The 23,933-nt window shown below is 53.4% G+C and carries 15 protein-coding genes, 1 other RNA gene, 1 pseudogene and 1 other annotated feature; of the genes and pseudogenes, 1 reads left to right on the forward strand and 16 read right to left on the reverse strand.

The window, feature by feature from the left end:
• Window positions 1–32 precede the first annotated feature (32 nt).
• Entirely contained in the window at window positions 33–1,223 is a 1,191-nt protein-coding gene (locus tag skT53_RS08900) for an MFS transporter (RefSeq protein ID WP_226375389.1), read from the forward strand.
• Window positions 1,224–1,270: 47 nt separating this feature from the next.
• Here skT53_RS08900 and skT53_RS08905 read toward each other — a convergent pair whose 3' ends face one another.
• From skT53_RS08905 to skT53_RS08980, 16 genes and pseudogenes are all read right to left on the reverse strand, one after another.
• Window positions 1,271–1,633 (reverse strand): hypothetical protein, encoded by a 363-nt coding sequence (locus skT53_RS08905; RefSeq protein ID WP_200760711.1) that lies wholly within the window; start codon window positions 1,631–1,633, stop codon window positions 1,271–1,273.
• 156 nt (window positions 1,634–1,789) lie between these two features.
• A non-coding RNA gene (ssrS, locus tag skT53_RS08910) (6S RNA) lies at window positions 1,790–1,984 on the reverse strand.
• 86 nt (window positions 1,985–2,070) lie between these two features.
• Window positions 2,071–3,354 carry a glycosyl hydrolase family 18 protein gene (locus tag skT53_RS08915; protein WP_200760712.1) on the reverse strand — a complete coding sequence of 428 codons (1,284 nt, stop codon included), beginning with the start codon at window positions 3,352–3,354 and terminating at the stop codon, window positions 2,071–2,073.
• Window positions 3,355–3,609: 255 nt separating this feature from the next.
• On the reverse strand, window positions 3,610–6,699 hold the full coding sequence (locus tag skT53_RS08920; protein ID WP_200760713.1) for a phosphodiester glycosidase family protein: 3,090 nt from the start codon (window positions 6,697–6,699) through the stop codon (window positions 3,610–3,612).
• A 183-nt stretch (window positions 6,700–6,882) separates the two neighbouring features.
• Complete coding sequence (locus skT53_RS08925; RefSeq protein ID WP_200760714.1) at window positions 6,883–7,164, reverse strand: hypothetical protein; 282 nt, start codon at window positions 7,162–7,164, stop codon at window positions 6,883–6,885.
• 106 nt (window positions 7,165–7,270) lie between these two features.
• On the reverse strand, window positions 7,271–8,146 hold the full coding sequence (proC, locus tag skT53_RS08930) for a pyrroline-5-carboxylate reductase (protein WP_200760715.1): 876 nt from the start codon (window positions 8,144–8,146) through the stop codon (window positions 7,271–7,273).
• 34 nt (window positions 8,147–8,180) lie between these two features.
• Window positions 8,181–9,479, reverse strand: a complete 1,299-nt coding sequence (locus skT53_RS08935; RefSeq protein ID WP_200760716.1) for a glutamate-5-semialdehyde dehydrogenase — start codon at window positions 9,477–9,479, stop codon at window positions 8,181–8,183.
• Complete coding sequence (gene proB / locus skT53_RS08940) at window positions 9,476–10,582, reverse strand: glutamate 5-kinase (RefSeq protein WP_226375390.1); 1,107 nt, start codon at window positions 10,580–10,582, stop codon at window positions 9,476–9,478. Before proB ends, skT53_RS08935 begins: the two co-directional genes overlap by 4 nt.
• 58 nt (window positions 10,583–10,640) lie before the next feature.
• Window positions 10,641–10,881 (reverse strand) — a binding site (T-box leader).
• Between the two features lie 43 nt (window positions 10,882–10,924).
• Window positions 10,925–12,292, reverse strand: coding sequence for an FAD-binding oxidoreductase (locus tag skT53_RS08945; RefSeq protein ID WP_200760718.1), 1,368 nt, complete (start codon window positions 12,290–12,292; stop codon window positions 10,925–10,927).
• 11 nt (window positions 12,293–12,303) lie between these two features.
• Window positions 12,304–12,498, reverse strand: a complete 195-nt coding sequence (locus skT53_RS08950; RefSeq protein WP_200760719.1) for a hypothetical protein — start codon at window positions 12,496–12,498, stop codon at window positions 12,304–12,306.
• 35 nt (window positions 12,499–12,533) lie between these two features.
• Window positions 12,534–13,961: a DNA recombination protein RmuC gene (locus skT53_RS08955; protein ID WP_200760720.1), complete on the reverse strand. Its 1,428-nt coding sequence runs from the start codon at window positions 13,959–13,961 to the stop codon at window positions 12,534–12,536.
• A 42-nt stretch (window positions 13,962–14,003) separates the two neighbouring features.
• Window positions 14,004–14,867 carry a selenium metabolism-associated LysR family transcriptional regulator gene (locus skT53_RS08960; protein ID WP_200760721.1) on the reverse strand — a complete coding sequence of 288 codons (864 nt, stop codon included), beginning with the start codon at window positions 14,865–14,867 and terminating at the stop codon, window positions 14,004–14,006.
• Between the two features lie 46 nt (window positions 14,868–14,913).
• A complete protein-coding gene (locus skT53_RS08965; RefSeq protein ID WP_200760722.1) occupies window positions 14,914–15,891 on the reverse strand; it encodes a quinone oxidoreductase family protein in 978 nt (325 codons plus the stop codon).
• Between the two features lie 92 nt (window positions 15,892–15,983).
• Window positions 15,984–19,832 carry a UvrD-helicase domain-containing protein gene (locus tag skT53_RS08970; RefSeq protein ID WP_226375435.1) on the reverse strand — a complete coding sequence of 1,283 codons (3,849 nt, stop codon included), beginning with the start codon at window positions 19,830–19,832 and terminating at the stop codon, window positions 15,984–15,986.
• Entirely contained in the window at window positions 19,786–22,953 is a 3,168-nt protein-coding gene (locus skT53_RS18525; protein ID WP_226375391.1) for a PD-(D/E)XK nuclease family protein, read from the reverse strand. Before skT53_RS18525 ends, skT53_RS08970 begins: the two co-directional genes overlap by 47 nt.
• A gap of 131 nt (window positions 22,954–23,084) precedes the next feature.
• Window positions 23,085–23,785: pseudogene (locus skT53_RS08980) on the reverse strand (YitT family protein).
• Between the last annotated feature and the right edge of the window lie 148 nt (window positions 23,786–23,933).

Here is a 23,933-nt window from a genome sequence, read left to right on the forward strand (position 1 = left end):
CAAACGTAAAATGCAAACATGGGGTGAAAGCCATGGAATCTGTAAAATCTTCGAAAAGAAAGTCGTTTTTGGGATTGACCCCAGTGATTTTGGTTCTTGGGTTGGTCAGTTTGTTGACCGACCTCTCCAGTCAAATGATTGTCCCTGTGCTTCCCTTATTTCTTACGTCTGTACTGCACGTTCAGATTGAGGCTGTTGGCATAATCGAAGGAATTGCGGAGAGCACGGCGAGCGTTCTAAAGCTGTTTTCCGGTTGGATCTCGGATCATTTTGGTCGTCGAAAGCCTCTCATGATAGTAGGGTACGGACTTTCCAATCTCGTCAAACCGTTTTTTGCACTAAGCTCCTCCTGGGGGCAGGTGCTTGCGATTCGGTTTGCGGATCGTTTCGGCAAAGGTGTACGAGCAGCTCCCAGAGATGCGCTTCTGGCGGATGTCACTAGCAAGGAAGAACGCGGCAAAGCATTTGGTTTTAGACGTTCGATGGATACACTCGGGGCAGCCATAGGGCCTTTGGTTACGTATTGGATTCTCACCCAATCCGGCGGAAGCTATCAAACCGTATTCTGGGCATCGGCCATTCCCGGTGTGCTTGCCGTTTTGCTTCTTCTGTTTTTCTTGCGGGAACAAAACCGTTTGGCAGCAACGGGTAGGCGTAGGACATTACCGAAGATTGGATTTAAAAATCTGAACCGTCGTTTTATATGGTTCACACTGGCATCCACGCTATTTGCCGTAGCAAATTTCTCAGATGCGTTTCTCGTCTTGCGCGCACAGAATGTTGGCATGGCAACTGCCTTAATTCCCATCGCCTATTTGACGTTTAATTTAACCGCTAGTGTATTTTCAATACCGGTTGGTGTTTTATCGGACCGTATCGGCCGACGTCCCGTTTTGATTGTCGGATACCTGATTTTCGCCGCCATTTATCTGGGATTTGGCTTTACCGAGAACGTCACATGGATTTGGATTCTATTTGTCATATACGGTCTTTACTACGCGGCGACGGAAGGGATTCAAAAGGCATACATTGCCGACCTGGTTCCCGAAGGGCAACGGGGAACGGCAATGGGGACGTTTAATGCTTTGACTGGTTTGGCAGCGCTGCCCGCCAGCGTTATTGCGGGTTACCTTTGGCAGTTGTTTGGGCCGTCAACTGCTTTTGCCGCCAGCAGTTGTCTTGCAATTTTATCGGCCATCTTGATGATCGTGTTTCGTATTTAAAAACCGACCCGCCGTCTGGCGAATCGGTCATTCAATGTGTCCTCCAGTTAACGAACGGTGCCCATCATCTGGGTAAACACAGAAGGGTTATATCCGGCTCCGTATTGGCGAGTATTGCCCTGGCTATAACCGCCAGATTGGCCGCCGGCTGTGCCCCTGCCAATCGTGTACGCGCCGGTCGCCGTGAAATTGGCAGAGCCGCCCACTCCCTGAACGAAAGACTGTTCAATCCGATTACACAAGGAAACGCAGTACTGCAATTGCTGAGCAGCCTGATTTTCCCGCTGGGCAATGGTTTGCATGCCCGGTTGATTCGAGAAAATCTGTGCGTTCTGCCGTTCATTCTGGGCAAGCTGCTGACAGATGTCCCGAATTTGTTGAATGTCTTGTGCAATCGTTTGATTGAACATCGGATGTCCCCCTTCGCCAAAAGATTTTGAACCGAAGTTCAACGCTATTTTGTGCGCTCCGTTCAGCTGTTATGCTGACCAATAAACGGCAACGAAACAATGTGACATGCAAAGAAAGAAAAAAACGGGCCGCTTACGCAGTCCGCTTTTGGCTATGTATCCCCCGCCCATGCCGTCGATCCGGATTGTTTTCTGAACCCGCCAAAGCAGGTGGGCGACCCGTTATTGCTTGCTGACGTCCCATTCGTCCAAAAAAGGAGGTGGGCATGCCATCCGCAATAAGTTCTGTCTCCCCGAAAACATGTATAGGTTCAAAACAAGGTACCGCTCTGACGCACACGGCAGGTTAAAACGTTCTTTGTGTTTATCATTATACCCCAAATCGGCATAAACTCAATCCCAAATTGATGGAAACAGATGAAAATCTTTCGTCTGTACTACCGAAGTTTGCGAATGGTAAACATATCGGCCAGCAGGTGCCAGATTTGCGGAAAGGGATTGCCGAGCTCCCAAAAGCTGACCCCTCGCAAATTGAATTCATTGATCAGATTCAATTTAGCCTTTGCGCTGCGGGCGTCTTCAAACCAAACTTCATGCTGCCTTCCTTGATTATCGTAGTAATGGAAGAAAGGAGCCTGCAAGGTTTCGTCATACTCAATCGCCTGATTTTCCCGATCCGCCAGGCGAATCGCAGCTTGCGGACTGATGGTGCGGGCAGTTGTTCCCGGAGCAAACGGCAGTGTCCAATCGTATCCGTAGAGCGGGAACCCCATTAAAATTTTCCGGGGGGGAATCCGGGTCACGGCATACCGAAGCACATCGCGCATTTTGTTGATCGGAGCAACCGCATATGCGGGACCGCCTGACCAGCCCCATTCATACGTCATGATAATGGTAAAATCAACAATCTCGCCGTGTGCCCGATAGTCGTGCGCTCCATGCCACTCGCCGCCTACATAGTCTGATTCTTTTGGCGCCAACGCTGTTGACAGGATAGCCCCTACTGCGTGCAATCTGGCAGCCAGATCACGCAAAAACTGGTTATATGTTTCGCGATCTTCCGGCCCGACCCGCTCGAAATCCACATTTACGCCGACAAACCCTTTTTCCCGGATGATCCGCACCAGATTGTCAAACAGACGGTTTTTGACCTCCTCGCTGGTGATAATCGCACGCGCCAGTTCCGCACTAAATCCGATATCTGCTTCAAAATTGGTCATCACAAGCAGCGGCGCAATCCCAAACTCTCGAGCAGCTGCCAAGGCAAACGAATCGTTCGGAGATGTCAGCCCTCCGTCACGTGTCGCCCGATAGCTGAATACGCTCACATAGGTCAGATAAGGGGCTACCTCCCGTAAAGTGGCACGATCATCCGGCCCCCCTGATGGCTCAAGGTATGCGTTTACTTCAATCGTTCGTTTCAGTTGCGCCTCCCGTGGAATCTGCACCTGTTGTCCAACCTGTAAATCGGCTGGACTCACTCCTGGATTCGCCTGCTCCAATTCCTGGGACACACCATATTGCTGAGCCGTTGTATAGAAGCTTTCCCCCGATTTTACAATGTCAGCGCGGCCCGCCGAAGGAATGAGGAGGGTCTGCCCCACGACAAGCGAATTGGGATTGGGTGGTTGATTAAGCCGTATAATTTCCTCCGGCGTGGTGCCGTATTGCTTTGCGATATTCCAAATGGTGTCGCCGCGCTTCACGACATGAATCTGCACGTGCACTCCTCCTTTTTCTGCACAAAAATTCACTTTACCCTATTCACAAAAGTTGGGAAATGTGCCTATCCGCACGCTTATCAAGACGTTGCTTGATTCATTCCTCCTATGCAAATCGTTTCCGGTTGGAGGCGGTGACAAGAAAGCAGCAGCTTTCACGTTCGCCAGTGAAACGTTGTTGTAAAACGCACAAAGAAAAATGGATAGAGAAGCCGATTCTTTCTGGCCACTCTATCCATAGGGAAACCGATTTTATCATTTTTGGGGCGTTTGCGCAGGATAGGCTTTGGTTTGAAGCCATTCACCTTTTCCATCGACTCCAATACCGACCAGATTCCAACTGCGTGAATTGCCCGATGCAGCTTCATCACCTGTCCGCGGCTGGCTGTAGGATCCGACTGTCAAATATACCACACCATCCTGCCGCTTGACTGAGGTAGTGTCCGCATGACCGTTCACATACGCGATTTCTTTCCCGGATGCGGCATGAAAATCGGCCATCCATTTTTCGATCAATCCCGCTTCCTGTGGATCCTGCAGATCGGCAGCATCATCGAGTGGATAATGGCTGACAACAAGCACATGTTGCACAGCCGGATCGGCCGCCGCCTGGTTCAACTGGGCACGCAACCCAATCAATTGTTGAAAATTGGCAGTCCGGAAACTTCCAGTCGATGAGTCGAGCATCACCACACGCGTCCCTTTGTGATCAAACAGATTGTTTTGCGGGAATGCGTTCCAGAAAGCATTCAGATTTCCATCTGTCCGTTCTCCCTCGCCAGGTACGTAATAAACCGGGAATTTTCCGCCAATCTCCTGTTGGAGCAGCGCATTCACAAATGCGATATCCGCTTGTTTTTTGGCTGCCAGGTCCCCTGTGACTACCAGAAAATCAGGATTTTCCTTCACAATGTCCTGCAGCATCGATTGTACTTCCGCCGCTTGTTTACTGTCAGCAGCAGCGATCAATCGATCCCCCGTCAAAACAGCAAATTTCCAACGGTCGCCATCGAATGTCCGGCTTTGCACCATGATCGGATCGTTCGTTGCGGAAGCGGCAACCGGCGCCGAAACTGCGGGCAGCGTCCTGACAGTCAAGTCATCAAACGTAAGCTCCCCTTGATACAAATGATCATCCGCAGTTTCAATCGCTCCGATGGTGGTCAATTTTAGCGGATACTGAACCCCGTCCGGGACAGTTGCTTCCGCGTACTGCCAACCGGTCCAGTTTACATGCGGACCATATAAATTGTAATAGTTGCCGGCCGCATCCTGAACGGTAAAGGCGATCCACTCCCCTTTGTTGGCGCCATTAACCCAAACGCCGATCCGTTTTGGTTTATCCGGCAGGGCAATCGGTTCCTGCGGATGGATATTGGCCGTTCGGGTCGCGGTAGATTGGGTGAAATCATAATGAATTTTGATGCCCGCACCCGTTCGCCCCTCTGTCTTCTCCAATCCTCCAGTTGCCCGCGCGGTGGAAAACCGCCAAGCGTTGTCCGCTTCCTCAAAATCATCAGCCGCAATCGACTGCAGACCGACCGACACCGCAAGCTTTGTTTCAATGCCTGCAACCTCCGCAATCACCACCGCAGATCCGTTTCCGCCTGTCGGCGTGATGCGAAATTCTCCCGTATTGGTGGGAGTGATTTGAATCAGGGACGTATCGTAAGTAAAGTGTACATCACGGGGCTCAATCGGCGCACTGTACCCATCCTGGTCAAACCCGGTGACGCGGAAGGTTGCCGATTCGCCTGCCGTCAGGCTGATACGGTCAGGAGCCGTTTCGATCCGGTTCAGTTCACCCAGCACTTTTAAATGGACGGTCTGCTGCAGCTGCCCCGACGGCTGCTTAGTCGCACCTCTGGATTTCCCCTGTGCAATGCCTGAAACAGATGCCTGTACCGACGCGTCGCCCGATTGCCTGGCTGTAAACACACCTTGTTGATCAACAGTTCCCATACTTTCCGCCAGAGACTGCCACTGCACACCGTTAGCCGCAGCCGGCGCATACGTTTCATCAAACACGTTTACCTTCAGGCTTCTCGACAATCCGGGAAAAATCCGGTTCCAATTGTCCTGTTCAGACACTGGCGACACCGTCAATTTTGCCGGTTGACCGCTTCCCTTGCCGGTAAAAATACCAATTCCGTTTGGCACAGGCCGTTCCTTGCCGTCCGATGGTTGATTCACAACCGTTACAGTCGAATCGCCCGGTTGTCTAACCGCCATTGTGGCAGATCCGCCCCCATCCAGGTTCAACGAGTTGGCAACACCGATCGATTGCAGCATGTCCGCAAACTCTTTCATCGTCAAGCCACGGCTGTCGGCCCGTCGTCCGTCTACGGTTACGAGATACATGGTCTTGCCATCCTCCGAATATCCGATTGCGGTTCGCGGATCGGCCGTTTTGTCATCGAGTTGCTGCACAGCTCCATTTTTCAATAAAACCGTATTGCCGCCTACTGCAAACTGGAAGGCAGACAACGTATCCGGCTTCGCTTGAAAGGTTACCGACACGGAATCGCCCGCTTTCAGTCCGTCAAACGCCGCCACGGACGCATCACGGGCAACGATCACATAACTGTTGGCAGGGATCGGGCCGCTTCCCGGTTGATTGGAAACCGAAACCACCTTCCCGTTGCTGACCAGAATTTCTTTTGCAGCCCAACCGCCTGACACCGCTCCGCTGCGGGAAGCCGTTCCCCATTCCGGGGTGTAAATGCCCACTCCGTCGTTCGGAATGTAGCTTTGATTCAGCGCCGACAACGGGCACGATCCTTCTGGAAACTTGACCGTTCCCTGCAAGGTCGCCTCGACCAACCGCCCCAATCCGTCTTTTCCTACACCTGCCGCATTGTTCCAGCTTGGGACAGGACCTTTCACAAGCTTCCCGTTCTGAATTTCAATGCCAAATGGGGCATTTGTACCGTTAATATCGTACAAATCCCCGTTGACAGCCGCTATGGCGCCATTTTGTTGAGCCATTTCCGACAGACGGGCAGTTGCCGAAACCGTTCCAGGGAACAGCAGATTCGTTTTTACCGCCTGATTTCCTAAATCCACCTGCAAAATCTGCCCCTGCACCCAACCTTTGCTATCCAGCCGATTGAAGGTAGTCCAGTTAACTCCGGGCCCGATCGGCAAAGTCTTCAGATGGGCCGTGATCGACTGAGCCGGATTGCCTACCGACAGAAACGGTGAATCACTTCCCGATTGTTGTGCCGCTGCTGTCGAATTGTCCGCTGCAGCCGCCGCAACCTCTGCGTGAAAGGGCGGAACCAGCAGAATGCCCGCCAAAACAGGAGACCACGCAGCCGATATCCAAACCCGCTTTTTGCTCAAAACGCTTTCCCTCCTGCAAATCCAAATCTTGGTGCTCTATGTTTCTAGCAATCTAGCAACTTGTGTGTACTTTTATTGTAACAGGATTTGCAGAAAGAAAATGTTTCAGAGCCTACAAAAAAACAAAAAAACCCCATAAAATCCGGGGTCTATGCCAATATGCGCCTATTTTCGTACATTTTGTCAATCATTTGACGGGGCTGGCTTTTTGACAACCCGGACAATTCGCCGCGGTGGCTTTGCGGCGGCGGCATCGGCTTGCTCGCTGATCATTCCTTTTTCCAGCAGCAGGGATTGAATCCGCTTAATATCGATCGGCGCAATCCGCCATGCCCTTTCAGCGAACGGAAATGTTTCGGCCGTCAAGTTCCCCTGCCGATCCAATTCCTCCAGCGCCAGACGAACTCGTTCCACCGGAATTTTCAGCATAGCAGCCACATCATCCAAATTAAACCGAATCGTCATACGCTCACCCCCCAAAAACAACCTGCTTTATTTTTAAAGAAAACTTGGCTTCGCCAAGCCTAAGCGCAGGCGAACCTTAGTTGCCCTTATGTCGATAGGATAAAATTTATAACTTCCTGTCGACTAAAAGAGAAGCCTGCTGCTCTCCCATCTCCTTGCTCCGCTCGGCTGCCCGACTGATCGTCCGTTCGATCAATTCTTTAAAATCAGCCTCTTCCAATGCGCGAATTCCCGCCATCGTGGTTCCGTTTGGCGATGTTACCTGACGGCGCAGTTCACGCGCGTCAAGTCCGGTTTCCTGCAGCATTTTGGCAGCGCCTGTCATCGTCTGCAGGACAAGCGTGCGGGCAGTTTCAGGCGACAATCCCATCGATTCGGCCGCCTGCTGCATCGCTTCCACCATATAGTAAAAATAGGCCGGGCCGCTGCCAGATACCCCTGTCACCACATCCATCTTCGATTCTTCTACCACAGACACGGTGCCCAACAGGGAGAGAATTTCTTGCGACAGCCGTTTTGCTTCTTCCGTGCAATATTGGCCAAATGCAACGGCAGTGGCAGATTGCAGGACGGCACAGGCGGTGTTTGGCATTGCCCGAACCACCTGTGGCCTTCCTCCCAGCACCGATTCCATCAAGGGTATCGAAATGCCTGCCGCAACTGACAGGATAACCGGATTGCCGATTTTGCCAACCAATGTTTCCAATGTGTTCGCCACATCATACGGTTTGCAGGCCACCAAAATCACGTCGGCTGCCGCCAGTTCCCGCACCTTTGCATGGGTATCGGCACCTTCCACCGTACGGACACCATACAGTTTATTTAATTGCTGCAGCCGATCCGAATGGCTGCGATTTGTCACGCAGATTTGCGAAGGATCAACCGCATTTGCATGAATCAAACCACGGATGATCGCTTCCGCCATGGATCCGGCTCCTACCGATAAAATCCGTTTGCCGTGCAAAATCGAATTCCCTTCCATACACATCGCCCCCTGCCCCGTTAATTCAAATCGGCTATTGCCGGATCTGTCCGCTGCCTTTGATGATATATTTGTAACTGGTCATTTCACGCAGCCCCATCGGTCCCCGCGCATGCAGCTTTTGCGTAGAAATGCCGATTTCCGCCCCGAACCCGAATTCGAATCCGTCTGTGAAACGGGTCGACGCATTATGATAGACGGCTGCCGCATCGATTTCCGCCAAAAACCTGTCAGCCGCAGCCGAGTCTGTCGTCACGATCGCTTCGGAATGGCGCGTGCCGTATGTTTCAATATGCTCAATCGCCGCATCCAGACTGTCTACCACCCGCACCGCCAAGATCAGATCGAGAAACTCCGTTGCATAGTCTTCCACGCTTGCAGGAAGGACATTTTCCGCCCTGGCATCCTGCAAAATCGACCGGGTGCGCTCGCATCCCCTGACTTCCACACCCCGATCGCGCAGACTGCGAATGATGGAAGGCAGCCAATCATTTGCAACCGATTCATGTACCAAGAGCGTTTCCATCGCATTACAGACAGAAGGACGCTGCGTTTTTGCATTGATTACAATCGCGGTCGCCATTTCCAGATCCGCCTTGGCGTCCACATACACGTGACAATTGCCGACACCCGTTTCGATCACGGGCACCAGCGAATTTTCCACCACCCGCTGGATCAGACCGGCTCCGCCGCGCGGGATCACCAGATCCACCTTGCCTTTTGCCCGGATTAAGATGTCCACCGACTCCCGTTCGGTGCGCTCAATCAATTGAATCGCATCCGCCGGCACCTTGCTTTTCCGCAATCCGTCCCGCAGCGCATTAACCAACGCCTGATTGGAACGAAGCGCTTCGCTGCCGCCCCGCAGCACGACCGCATTGCCTGTTTTTAGCGCCAATCCGGCCGCATCCACCGTGACATTCGGACGAGATTCGTAAATCATCGCTATGACGCCAAACGGTACGCGGACTTTTTCAATCCATAAGCCGTCCGGCCGCTCAATCGTCTCCAGTGTCTCCCCGACCGGATCCGGTAAACCGGCCACCTGTTTGAGTCCTTCCATAATATCGAGCAGCCGTTTTTCAGTCAGGGTCAGGCGATCAATCCGTGCTTCCGGGGTCCCCGATTTTCGCGCTTCCTGTACATCCTCCTGATTGGCGCGGTAAATCAGGTCACGCTGCTCCCAAAGCGATTCCGCCATTGCCTGAAGAGCCCGGTTTTTGTCCTCTGCGGACAATACGCCAAGCGTTCGAACCGTCTTTTTGGCTGCCTGAATTTTGCCCCATACTTCGTCCTGCAAACTGCTTCTTGTCTGCGTGTCGATTTGACTCATACCTGGCTCCCCTCCTGAACTTGCACCACCATTTCGTTGCGGTGAATCACTTCATGGATGTTCCGCAGCTTCTCTCCCATCTGCCGGCGCTCCAACAGCAGCCGCAAATCCCGGTCGGAAAAGCTGACCACCCCTTTTCCAATCAAAAGCCCTTCTTCCGTCACCATTTCTACAATCGATCCTTCTTGAAAATCTCCTTCGACTTCCCTAATCCCTTGAATTAACAAACTGCCAGCCCGTTCCAGCAGCGCTTTTGCCGCACCCGGATCGATGATCAGCCTGCCTTCCGGTCTTGGACCGTAAGCAATCCACGATTTCTTGCTGGAAAGACGCTGTTGGGAATGAAACCGCGTACCCATCGATTCCCCGGCCAAAATCCGTTTCAGCACATCCGGCTCCGAGCTGGAGGCGACCACCACATCAACACCCGAGTCAACGGCGATTCTTGCCGCCATCAGCTTGGTGCGCATGCCGCCTGTACCGACCGCGCTGCCGCTGCCGCCAGCCAATTCCATCAAGTCGGGCGTAATTTCCCAAACGTCTGGAATCCGGGTGGCATTCGGATCCGTTTTGGGGTTGGCCGTATACAATCCGTCAATGTCGGTCAACAGAACCAGCAGATCGGCCTCCGTGACAAGCGCCACCAATCCGCCCAACGTGTCATTATCGCCAAACCGGATTTCCTCCACCGTTACCGTGTCGTTTTCATTCACAATCGGCAGAATTCCATGATGCAAAAGTGTTTCGGTCGTGTTCCGGGTATGGATAAAACGCTTGCGATCTTCCATGTCAGAACGGGTAAGCAGGAGCTGCGCGGTAACAATCCCGTGCGGCGCAAACAGTTTTTGATACAACTCGATCAAAAGCCCTTGTCCGACAGCCGCCGCCGCCTGTTTCTCCGGCATCGTAATGTACGGTCGCGGCCACCCTAACCGTCCCAAACCGGCCGCAACCGCACCGGATGACACCAGAATCAGTTGGCAGTCTGTGTCTTTTTGCAATTCTGCAATCTGATCGACCAGCCGCGACATCTTTGCGGGAGACAGTTGCCCCGATTCGTCTGTCAAGCTGCTGGAACCGATTTTGACAACAATTCGTTTCATTCTCATATTCTCCACCAACCTGCGGAAACTCTAAAGAAAAACAAAAAGCCCTTCGCCCCAGAAGGACGAAAGGCATCTTTCGCGGTACCACCTTCATTGATACGCCGCCGTTTCCACACGTAAAACGCTTCTGCAACGCGACATACCCACTCAATCCGAATAACGGTCGGCAGCCGTCCTGCTTTTCACAGGAATGTTCAGGAGCCGGTTTCGGTCTGATTTCCGGCGGAATCTTGCAGCCGATGGATTCCGCTCTCTGCCCGTTCCTACAGACGTACTCTCTCCATCATCACAACGTATAGCTTATTGTTCTTTATACTATAGCGAAAACAGGAAAAAGTGTCAAATCGCCGGAATCAATTTTCCGGGGTTCAAAATGCCGTTCGGATCAAACGATTTTTTGATGGCAGCCATCAAATCAAGCGCATCTCCATGTTCTTGCCGCTGATACTTCATTTTCCCGACACCCACTCCATGCTCGCCGGTGCAGGTACCGCCGCGGCTCAATGCATACTCGACTATCGAAGCGTTCACATGCTCGGTACGTTTGACATCGTCCGGATTGTTCGGATCCGTCATCAGGACCGCATGGTAATTGCCGTCTCCCACGTGACCCAGCACGGCGCCTTCTATCCCATATTCGTCCAGCATCTGGCGGGCATGTTCGATGGCCCCTGTCAGTTCCGTCAACGGCACCACCACGTCGGTCGACATCAGCTTTTTGCCGGGCGACGCTTTGATAAATGCGTAGGCCAAATTGTGACGCGCTTCCCAAAGTTGCGACCGCGCTTTTGAATCGGTTTCAAACTGGAATCCCTGACATCCTTCCTGCATCGCCAGTTCAGTCGCCGATTCCACATCCTGTTTTAAACCGGGTTCATTGCCATGAAACTCTAAAAAGAGGGTAGGGGCTTCCGGATAGTCAGTCCCGCTGAACCTGTTCACCTGCTTGATGGAGATCGCGTCAACCAGCTCTATGCGGGCCACCGGGATACCGGTCGAGATGATCGCAACGGCCGCATCGACCGCATTTTTAACAGAGGGAAAAGTCGCCCTGGCCGCCATGGTAGCTTCCGGAATGCCATATACGCGCAGCGTCAACTCGGTGAACACGCCCAGTGTCCCTTCCGACCCGACAAACAAGCCGGTCAGGTTGTAGCCGGAGGAAGACTTGGCTGACAGTCCGCCGGTATGTATGATCCTGCCGTCTGCCAACACCACTTCCAGATCACGCACCTGGTCTCTCATCACACCGTAACGAACCGCAGTCGTACCGCTGGCGTTGGTGGCCGCCATCCCTCCCAGCGTAGCATCCGCACCCGGATCCACCGAGAAAAACAAACCGTGTTTGCTTAATTCTTTGTTCAGCTGTGTTCGCAGCACACCCGGCTGCACCCGCACCAGCATGTCGCGCGGCCGGATCTCAAGGATCCGATTCATCAACTGAAAGTCAAGCGTAATTCCGCCGCGATAGGGGATCACATGTCCCTCCAGGCTGCTGCCGACGCCAAACGGAACCACAGGAATCTGATGCTTGTTGGCAAACTGCAGCACTTTGCTTACATCTTCCCTGCTTTTCGGGAACACCACTACATCGGGCAAATGCGGCGCATGATACGATTCGTCCCGGCTGTGCTGCTCCAATACGGTTTGATTAACAGTTACCTGATCATCCGGCAAAAACCCACGCAGTTCTTTCAACAGATCCATCCTGAACCCCCCTAAATTCTTACAATCAACCCTTCGGTCTTCTGGCGATTCCATTCTGCTTCCGATGCGAAAGACGGTTTCGCATCCCAGCGGTCATTGATTCCGTACAGATGAACGGCTGCCGCCATGGTTACGCAGGCCACAAACGAATCGGCCGCATCCTGCGAGACAGCTTGCAGCAAGCGGACAGGCAGTCTGACCTTCAAACACGGATGCGCCTGGTGCATCCTGCATCACCTTGTCAATCCATTCCCACTGCATTCAATTCGTCTGCATCCGCTTCCAGCCGTTCCATATCTGGCAGCAATCGCGTTGCTTCCGCCGTCGGCAGCTCCTCCACCGTACGCAGTTTGCGTTCAATCGCACGCGTTCGGACCGCTGCCGTATCAATCGTTTTGCTGGCCTCCTGCAATTTCTTCTGTGTTTTCTCCAAGACATCGCCAAACTTGCCGAATTCGGTCTTAACCGCACCAAGCAGCTGCCACACTTCGCCCGACCGTTTTTGGATCGCAAGTGTGCGGAATCCCATCTGAAGGCTGTTCAACAGCGCCGTTAACGTCGTAGGTCCCGTAATCACGACCCGATATTCTTTCTGCAAACTCTCCCATAGACCCGATTTCCGCAGCACTTCTGCAAACAGTCCTTCAATCGGCAGGAACATGATTGCAAAATCGGTCGTGTGCGGCGGCTCGATGTACTTTTCGCGAATCGATTTCGCTTCCAGCCGGATGCGCGCTTCCAACTGTTTGGCTGCATCATTCAGCGCCTGCAGATTGCCTTCCTCCTGAGCATCCAGCAGCCGTTGATAATCTTCCAGCGGAAACTTCGAGTCAATCGGCAGCCAAACCTGCGAGCGATCTCCGTCAGGCCCCGGCAATTTGACGGCAAATTCAACCCGATCGCCGCTGTTAGGCCGGGTCGCCACATTTTTCTCGTACTGCTCGACTGTCAAAATCTGCTCCAGCAGATTTTCCAACTGAATCTCGCCCAGAATCCCCCGCGTTTTGACGTTTGACAGCACTTTTTTCAGGTCGCCTACACCCGATGCCAGATTTTTCATTTCGCCCAATCCGTTGTGCACCTGTTCCAGCCGCTCGCTGACCAATTTGAACGATTCGCCCAAGCGTTGTTCCAACGTGGCATGGAGTTTCTCGTCAACCGTCACACGCATCTGTTCCAGCTTTTTGCTGTTGTCCTCCTGCAGCGCCGCCAGTTTCTGTTCGACCGTGCCGCGAATCGACTCCAGTTTCCGTTCGTTCATCTGTGTCAACTCATTCAACTGTTTGGCGAATCCGTCCAACAGATGTTTCTGCTGCGTGGACAGTTCGCCGATCGCTGCAATCGTGTTCTGATTCGCAGATTGCAGCCCGTTGCTCATCTGTGTTGCCATTTCGCCTACATTTGCCAGAACCGTTTTGGTAAAATGGGAAAACGCAGCGTTTTGCTCTTCCCGTCCCTGCTTGGCCGTCAAACCGGCTTCTTCCCGGTTTCTCGCGATTTCGTCCCGAACGGCCTTTTCCAATCGTTCCAGCCCTTTTTCCAGCAGCGCCAGACGGTTTTCCAACGGAACGGAAATGCCAGCCGCAGGTTTTCTCACCAACAATGTGATCAACAATCCAATCCCGGCCAAACTTACCAGTAGAGATACGACCAACAGCGCGTCTGTCATATTGTATGTCCCCCGTTACAAATTTGTTGCCATGATGTCCTGTTACTCACGCACCAACAAATTGACCAGCGCGTCAATCGCCGGATTTTGCCGTTTGATCGTCAAATAGGTCAAATAAAAGCCGCGTGTCTCCGGCAGTGACGCCAACACTTTGACGCGCCCATGCTTTGTGGCAGGCAGAGCGGCGAGGTCGGAGATAATCGAATATCCAATCCCCGCTTCCACCATCGAAATCACCGCTTCCGTACTGTCTACTTCCGCCACGGAACGTAATTCATCAACAGAACCGCCCCATTTTTGCAGCGCTTCTTTCGCCGCTTCCCAGGTACCGGACCCCGACTGCCGGAAAATAAACGGCAGATTTTTTATATCGCCGAATCCGTCCACTTCATCGCTGTCGGCCGGTCCGATCATCACCATATGGTCTTCGCCGATCAGATGGGAAACAAACGGATCCCCCTTCGGCTCCACCCCGACAATGCCGATTTCCAGCTTCCCATCCCGCAGCAGATGCAATACCTCCTCCGAGCTGTTTACAGAGATACGAAATTCGACACGCGGATAACGTTTGCGAAACTCACCGAAAAATGCGGGCAGCAGATACGAGCCGGGAATGGTACTGGTTCCAATCCGCAGCAATCCGCTCAATTCTCCCTGCATCGAACGGCATTCGTCGACCAGCTGCTGCCAATCGCGCATCAGTTCCTTTCCTTTTTGATACACGAACCGTCCCGCCTCCGTCGGCTCGATCGATTCCCGGTGCAGGAGCACAACGCCGAGCTCTTCCTCCAGCGTTTTGATCTGCTTGCTGACCGCCGGTTGACTGACATCAAGCAGTTCCGCGACAACCGAAAAGTTTTTGTGTTCCACTACCATCATAAAAGTCCGGATTCGCTTTAAGTTCATCAGATTCGCATCCTTCAATTTCTTGTCGATTCATGATCGGTTTACTTTAAGGCAAAAGCAAGATTTTCCCCTTATTCTTCCGCTGTTCAATCACCTGTTGAGCGGCGGCCGCCTCTTTGAGAGGAAACTTGTTATCAATATACATCTGCAGCTTGCCTTCCGCCAGCAGACGCAGGATGGCCTCCGCCGAATCACGCAGCACAGCGGGACGATAGCGCCGGTTTGTACCCATGCTATAGCCCAGTACGCACCGGCTGCTGGCATGCAGCGCAGTTGTCTGAACCGTCCCCGGCTGTCCGCTAAAATGGCCAAACACCGCAATTCGACCGAAAGTCGCCAAACAGCTTAATCCCCGCTCAAACACGTCACCCGCCACCGAATCAAGAATGACGTCGACCCCTTTGCCGTCGGTCAGTTCCAATGCCCGTTTTGCAAAATCTTCCGTCCGATAATTGATCACATAATCCGCACCGACACGCTTTGCAAAATCGGCTTTTTCCTCACTGCCTACAGTGCCGATGATTTTGCCGGCGCCAAAAATCTTCGCCAATTGGATCGCCGTCGTGCCAATGCCGCCAGCCGCCGCATGAATGAGCACCGTCTCACCCGGTCGGATGCGGGTCAGTTCATGCAGCAAATTGTAAGAGGTGATGGAAATTGTCGGACAGGCCGCCGCCGTTTCGAAATCAACCGCATCCGGCAGTTTGTAAGTCAACACGGTCTGCGCAATCGTATATTCGGAGTACGAACCCGTCTCCGGAAATGCAATCACCCGCTGTCCAACGGCAAATTCTTCTACACCCGGTCCCACTGCTTCGATTGTGCCTGCCACGTCCAACCCGGGAACGAAGGGAGGCTGCCCCGCCCCGTGATAATGCCCTTCCCGTGATTTGATGTCAGCAAAATTGATTCCGATTGCCGCCGTTTTAATCAGCACCTGGTTCGGCCCCGGCTGCGGAACAGGCAATTTTTGATATTCCAATACTTCCGGCCCGCCAAACTTGGTAATCACAACTCCGTTCATTCCATCTCCTCCGTATGTGAAAACAGATTTTTCAAAACTTGCAATTTTTTCTATGGTACATCCTTCCAAATCAGATTGGCAAGTAACCGGTTTTATCTTCCACACAAAACGCGATAGCCGCACCGCCCGCACGAGTCCCGCTGCTCCGTCATCGGGTACGATTCCATTTTCCCGTCATCCGCAAACCGCACAAACAACCGTTCCAATTCGCCGCGCAATCGGGTCAGCGTTGGACGGCTCACATCAACGGGAACCGACGTATTACCCGCCAGGAAAAACAATACCGCCTGTCCCACCGTTTTTTGAAAAACGGCTTCTGCCGCCAGCGCGTACAATTGCAGCTGTACGGTATACCGCTCTGTCAATTCGGCCACATGCTGCTGATCTTTTATATCGTTTGTTTTAAAATCGACCACGGTCAGCGTTCCGTCCGCCTCCGTAATGATCGCATCTATGAATCCATGTACGATAGCCGGGCCGATTTTAATATGAAAAGACTGTTCCCGGAACGATTCAGACTGAAACCACCGACTTTGCAGATAGCGATCGGCCATTTCCTCAAGATAAGGAATCAGTTCCGTCTTTGCCTGCCGATCCACTCCTGCCGACCGCAGAACCGCCTCGATCAGTTCCTGCTTCTGGCTGGATTGCCGCAGTTGTTCAAACAGTTGATGGACCAATGTGCCGCGCAAATCTGCATGAACCCGTTTGGAGCGACCGCTATGTTGCGAAATCAGCTCACCCGCTGCCTTCGCTTGATCGGCCTCGCCCGGCCAAAAACCGGCAGTTTGCCACTCTGCCCTCTCGTCCGGCAGTTCGGACACCAGCGTTTCTTCTGTATCAGGCAATCTGGCTTCCTCTTCCGACAACCGCTGTGCCGTATCTTCGCCACGCCATTCCGGGAGCTGAAACAGATACCGCAGGTAAAATCGGCGCGCGCACGTCCGGTGCGTCATCACCGCCGAGGCGGAAATCATCGGCAATTGAGGAGCGTCCAATCGCCCGACCGGAAACAGCAGACCAAACGAACCGGCGGTCGCGCTGTCTATTCCGGTTCCTGTCGCCGCTGCCGCCCTCCCGCCAGACCTTTGCCCCAAGCGTTCCTGCAGTTGCTGATACCTCTTTTTGCCGCGGTTAGAGAAATCCGCATCCATTTTCGCAACCTCACCGTTTATCTCAATCCGGTATAGGGCACGATCCGCCGCATTCTCTTTTTCCCACACCCCGAACGTCAAATCGTCAAACTTGTCAAATCCGGCATGCTGTAAAATCCATTTCTGCCAGGAAGGGCCCTCAATTCTGGGTCTTGTCACTGGCAGAATCAAATAATCACGAGCGCGCGTCATCGCCACATACAGCTTGCGGTGTTCCTCGAACAGCTCACGCTGTTTTTCCTGTTGCCGTAGCAAGCGGAACAGCCCGTCTCCCTGCATCTCCAGTTTACTTTCGTTTGCTTCGTCGAAAGAGGGCGCTCGTTTCAGTCCAATGCCTTGACCCGGACGAATAATAAAGCATGTCGCATCTCCGGTTTTTAGGGATCGTTTCAAATCGGGCAAAATCACCACTGGAAACTCCAACCCTTTTGACGCGTGAACCGTCATGATCCGGACAGCGCCCCCAAGCAGGCTCGAACTGCCCAACTGCGCCTCCGTTTCCTGCACGCCTTCATCCTGCATCCGCTGCAGGTAGTCCACAAATTCGGAGATTCCATATCCTTCCGTCCGCTGCAATTCTTCCGCCATTTCGATCAACTTGAAGAGGTTTGCATATTTCTGTTCGCCGCCAAATCCGGCCAGAACCACCTGCAGATATCCGCTTTCCGCCAAAATCTCCCGCATAAAATCGGCCAGCGGCTGCCGTTCACAGATCGTCCGCCATTTCCCCAACTGCTCGAACGCCGTCAGCGTTTTGGCCAATTCCTGCTCGCCAAGAAGCGCCTGCAGTTCCACTCTCTGCCCGTCACTCGCCGCCTCCCGCCAAACACAGGCGAGCCCTTTCGACAGTGCTCCCTGCGGTTCCAGCTCCTGCGCAAGAGGGCTTTTCTGCACCGTCTCCCCCGCAAAAGCCCCTTTCTGAGCCAGCCAGAACAAGGTTTCATCAGACAAAGCAAACACGGGGGAACGCAGCAGCGCCGCCAGTGCTACCTGATCGCTTGCGTCAACAATCGCTTTCAGCCAGGACAGCATGTCGGCAATCTCCCTTTTTTTGTAAAACTGGCGTCCTTTCTCCACCACATAGGGAATTCCATAGCGCTGCAGCGCCTCTTCATAAACCGCAAGCTGTGTGGTGGCGGAAAACAGCATGGCAATATCACCATAACGGACCGGATGGGGAGATTCGACCGATTCTCCGCTTTTTTTCTTATAGACGGCGACCCGATCCCCCTTCACCAACTCCAAAATCCGTCTGGCAATCAGATCCGCTTCCGCTTCCCTCGCATCCTCCGCCGCATCATTTCGCTCGACAAGGAATTCCACACACGGCTGTTGATGTTCCGGATTCCGGTGTGGATCCAACGATTCAAAGCGGACCTGACGAACTTCCCCCGCTTCTGCGCCATCCATCAACCAGCCGAAAAAATCGTTGATATAATGGATGACCCCCGCCTGCGTCCGGAAATTTTTCGTCATCTGAATCCGTTTGTACCGCGTTTCCGTTTCCTGAAAAATATCCACATCCGCCCCGCGGAACTTGTAAATCGACTGTTTGCCGTCGCCGACAAAAAACTTGCGGATCTGCCCGTCATCCTCCGCAATCCGGTCGATGATTGTTTTCTGCAGGCGGTTCGTGTCCTGAAACTCGTCCACCATGATATATTTCAGTTTCCGGCTGTATTCTTCCGCCACTTCCGGATGACGTTCCAACATTCTGGCGGTCAACCGCTCCAAATCATGAAAATCGAGTTTGTGCCGTTCGCTTTTGGCCTCTGAATAACGTCCGTCAATCGCAGACAGCAGTTCGCCGAACAACCGCGCCTGCTCTACCGTATCGGGCGCCGTTTCCAACGAGGCAAGCCGTGGCAGACATTCCTCTTTCAGCATCTTGTGCGCTTCCTTGACCGACTCCCCGCCGCCCCGGTTGGCCCACATCGATTTATGCAGATCATACAGCGTCTGCCGCACTTCTGGTTGGATCGTCCCATCCCACTCCCGCAGCAGGGCCGATTTTTCCCGCCACTTATCGATCCATGCGGCCATATCAAGCACATATTGGGCCGGTTTTTTCTTCCCCCCCATCTGCGCGGCCGCTTCCGGCGCAATAACGGTATCGACAAGCCGGTCAATCTGTTCGATCACAACCGGAATCTGACGGCGCAAATCGGCCAGCATGCGTTCCGTATCCCTAAGCATATCCGAAACCGGGTAATCAAACGTCACCATCGCCAGATAGGCGTCAAGCAGACTGTGGATGATGCCGCGGCGACCGCCCCACGCCAGATAAAACGCTTGAATATCGGCTGTCCGCTCCCGCATCCATTGTTCTGTGACTTCGATTACCGCCTGCAGTAAAAGCCGGTCCGCTTCGTCAGGCGACAGTACATCGGCCGTCGGATCAATCGCCGCCTCGACCGGATACTCTTTCAAAAGCCGCATGCAAAATCCGTGAATGGTCGAAATGACAGCTCCATCCAGCTCATTGTACATTCGCCGCCAGTGCGCTTTTTGCCGCAGGTCGGGCGTTTCGTCAATCATTCTCTGCACGGCGCTGCGAATCCGGCCTTTCATTTCGGCAGCCGCCAATTCGGTAAAGGTGATGGCCACAATCTGTCTGGGGGCAGCCCCATTCACCAGCATCTCCAGGTATCGTTCCGTCAGCACCCACGTTTTGCCGGAACCGGCGCCTGCCGATACCAACAGGTGGTCGCTCAGGTTCTCAATTGCCTGCTGCTGCTGTTCATTCGGTTTCGGATCGCGAATTCGCTGTATCGACGATTGGTTCATGGAGCTCTCCTTTCTTTTTCCCGTCAAATCGGCAAACCGATCCAAACGGGCAATACGGATCGCAATCGGCGCGCGGTTGCGCGTCAAACACGCCCTGCCGCAGGGCATCCCGCTGGTTGGCTACCTGCAGCAAAGCGTTTTGCAAATCAGCCTCCAAATCGGGTCGCACATCGTTTCGCTTGATCGCCGTCAAGCCAAATGATTTCGCATCTTCCGCCCAGACGCCAACCATTGCCTCCGCTTTCGCTGCGAGCTTCTGATAGCCACCGCCAAGGGCGGACAGAGTTTGCCCCTGCTGTCCGGCCCATTTTTCAAAAATGGCCAGATACAGCGGCACCTGCCAATTCGTTCCGTTTTCCAAATCCTTGCTTCCTTTGTAACGCGCCAAACTTGTCTTATAATCAAGAATCGCATACCGGCTGCCGTCTTCCGCCAAGTCGACCCGGTCGATCCGGCCGCGAAACCACATCGTTTCCTTGCCAACCGGAAGACCGATCCGCTCCTCTGTCGATTGCGGGTCCAACATCTCTTTCCGCTCCGCATCCCCGGTACGCCGCTCGCCGCCAAACGACCATTCCAAACGGACAGGCCGCAGACGGGATTGCACCAACATCTCCAATTCCCGCTCCAGCCAAGTGCGCATCTCCTGCTGCAGACGCGTTTTTTCAATCGGCCAATAGAGCGATTCGGTCAAATCCGACCCTTTCCAGTTTTCGCAGGTTTCCTCAAATATACGGTCAAAATCGGCCAGAATCTTATCCGCCGCCCCCTGCTCTACACGGGATTCTCCCGTTAGCGGCAACAGCAGCCGCTGGGTCAATTCGTGCAAAAAACTGCCCCGCTCATCAACCGGTATTCCGTCTTCCAGCGCCTCTTTCGGATCAATCCGCAGCACATGATCGGCAAAAAACTGAAAGGGGCAAACGGCGTACCGGTTGAGCTTGGAAACGCTCCACGTGTAACCGGAACTGTAGATTTCCTGCAACCGGGCATGAATCGCAGGATCTGACAAACGTCCGGCAAATCGGCTTGGACCCCCGCTTTCCCGTTCCTCTTCGAGAGCTATCCGCTCCAAAACAGACCGCCAGCCGATCAGTCGCGTAGGCCGCCCGGCCTCATGTTCCGTCATTTCGGATTCTACCCGGCGCAGTATGTCCGCCGCCTCGCCCAAATCCTCGCCGTTAGCAGGCCCCCCCAGCCAGACAGCCGCTCTCTCCCGCCACTCCTGTTCACCCGACAATTCTTCCCATCGGTCGGAAATCGGCAGATGGGACAGAGCGCTGGCAAACCGGGCGGGATGCTTCCAATCCCCCTCTGCGATACATCGCATCACCGCCTCCAAATAAGGCGACCGCAGGTTGCGTTCATCCGCTTCCGGACTCAGAAAACTCAAATAAAGCCGCTCTTCCGCAGCCAACAGGCAGGAACGGAACAGCAGATTTTGCAGTTCAAACTGCTCCCGCCGCTGCAGCACATACCCGTTGCGGACTGCCGCCTGTTCCAATCGATCCAGCAACCAATGATCGGACGGCTTTTTCGGATACGAATCCTCGTTCAGTCCCAACACAAAAACGGCCCGAAACGATAAGCCGCGCACCTCCGCCGGACGCAGCACCGAAACACCGCTCCCCGCTCCGCCAGCCACCTCTACTTTCTGCTCCCGCAGCTGTTCCCGCCACTCTTCCCAAAACACCCGAAACGGCACAGTACGCTCACCGAACAGCCTTTTTGCCCGCACCAAACTGCTCAGACTGTCGAGGCAGCTCTGCCACGCCCTTACGTCACGCCGCAAATCGTCCAGCGTTATGACTGCCTGTGCGGCGGCGGCATACAATTCTTCCACCAGACCGGCTTCCGCCACCCGTTTCCGGACCGTTTCCGCATGTTTCTGATAGGTCGCCGTTTCTGAAAAATCCGCCTGCTGCTCACCGATTACCCGCAGCATCCTGCGGACAAACGGCACTTCCGTCAGATTGCGAATATCCGCCAGCCGAACTGCAATCCGGTCCGCTTTGCACACACGATGAATCAAAGGCCGGTACGCGGCGTCATTCGCCGTCACAATCGCAATCTGCTCCGGCTGCCAACCGTCTTTCACCAGCCGTTTCATCTCTTTCGCAACCGCTCTTACTTCCTGTAAGAGGGTGCTGCTCGGGATCAATTCCACGCCGTCCGCCTGCACCGGCTTGACCTGCTCGGCAAACAGCGATTTGGCCAACCGGGTGAAGCGATTTTCCTCAGCAGCCCGTTCTGCCTCCCCGGCCTTGCCCCCACTGTGAGCGCCAGATGATCGCACTGCCCGATCAGCCGATCCGGACGGTTCCGCTTCCAGTTCGATATGCTCGAATCCCATATTTATCAGAAGATCGGTCAAACGCTCCCGATTTTTTTGCAAAATCGGAATTCCTGCCGCTTCCTGCGGGTAAGGCATAAAAATCTCCACATGTGGCACATGGCGGCAAACGGCTTCCAAAATCGGCAGCTGCAGCGGCGTAACCGTCAGATAATCGATAAACACCGTCTCGATTCCCGCCAACAGACGGTCTCCGTCTTGCAGCAGATGTTCTGCCGCCAGCCTGTATCCTTCCTGCCGGTCAAGCAAACGGCCTCCCGCATATTCTTTCAAAACCTTCTGGTAGTTTTCGTAGATTGCGGCAAAAGAACGAACATATTGGACATCGCGTTCCGACAGGACACCAGAATCTTTCACCCATCCAGCCAACACCGACTCAGCAATGCCTGAATTTTTCAGTTCTTCGATTGCGTCAAGCAGGGACTGTGCAAAACCGGGTTTGTCCAAAATCGCCGCAAACGGAACAAGCGCCGCGTCCCCCGCCTGCTGCAGCGCACGGTGCAGCACCGCCAATTTTCCCTGTTCATCAATGCGAATCAAATTCGTTTCCTGTGACAAGCCGAGATCGACCAGATCGTCAAACGTCCCAACCTGTTCCGCCACCCCATAGCCGGATGCGGCCAGCGATTCCCGTACCTGCTGAATTAAATAACGGGTCGGTAGCAGAAAGCGAAAGTTCCGCCGTCCGTTCCGCAAGAAAAGGCCGCATTGCGCGATCCATTCCTGCCGCAGCCGTTTCGTATACCACCCCGTATAAATCCGTTTCATGCCGCCGTCACCGTCCTTCCATCAGGTCAATATTCGCCATTGCAGTGCGAGAACCCTCCCTTTCCTATCGACCATAAAAGACCATCCGCATACAGCGTGGTCTCAATTAAAATGTGGATAGGGTCCCTCAATTAGTGAATGTCCTTCTTCTTAAATCGACCGCCCTTCACATCGTGGATGTTTCCGATGGCAAGAAAGGAGGATGGATCGATCTCATCGACAATCGACTTTAACTTTGCTTCCTCCAAACGCGTGATCACACAGAAAATGACCTTCTTGACATCACCGGAATATCCGCCTTCCCCGTTTAGATACGTGACTCCCCGACCTAAATCAGTGCTCACTGTGCTGCCAATTTCGTTATATTCTTCACTGATTATCCATACGAATCTCGATTGATCCAACCCTTCAATTGAACCACCCGCGCGGATAACCAGACCCACACCAATACCTGAAATGATTCCACCAAATACGGAAGATAAAAGAAGGACTTGCGTCAAACTGGGAACAGGCAAAAACAAAGCGGTCCCTAACGACATGACAAAAACGCCAAACAGGGTAGAGATCGCAAAGGTCGTTCCAATCTGTTTATACCCGATTATTAAAAAAGGAAGGTTGAATAGGAAGAGGAACACCCCTAGTTTCATGCCGGTAAGGTGTGATAACATAATGGATACTCCAGTTACCCCGCCATCAATAATATGATTCGGCACTAAAAAATCTCCAACGCGACAGAAACCAGCATCGCACCCAAAAAGATAAAAAGGACCCTTAACAAGACCTGCCTCTTTCGTAAGCGCTTATGACTGATTTTTGCACTAACGCCTTCCATTTTCATCCTCCTTTGCTTCAATTATGCCCCTCCCAATTGATTTCACACACATAAAAGGGTAAGCGGCCCAAGTTCGGATCGTTTACCCTGTTATACGCTTTACTTTTGTATTTACGCCTTTTCCCAAGTGGCGCTGCCGTGATGCCGT

Source organism: Effusibacillus dendaii, from assembly GCF_015097055.1.
Lineage (GTDB): Bacteria > Bacillota > Bacilli > Tumebacillales > Effusibacillaceae > Effusibacillus > Effusibacillus dendaii.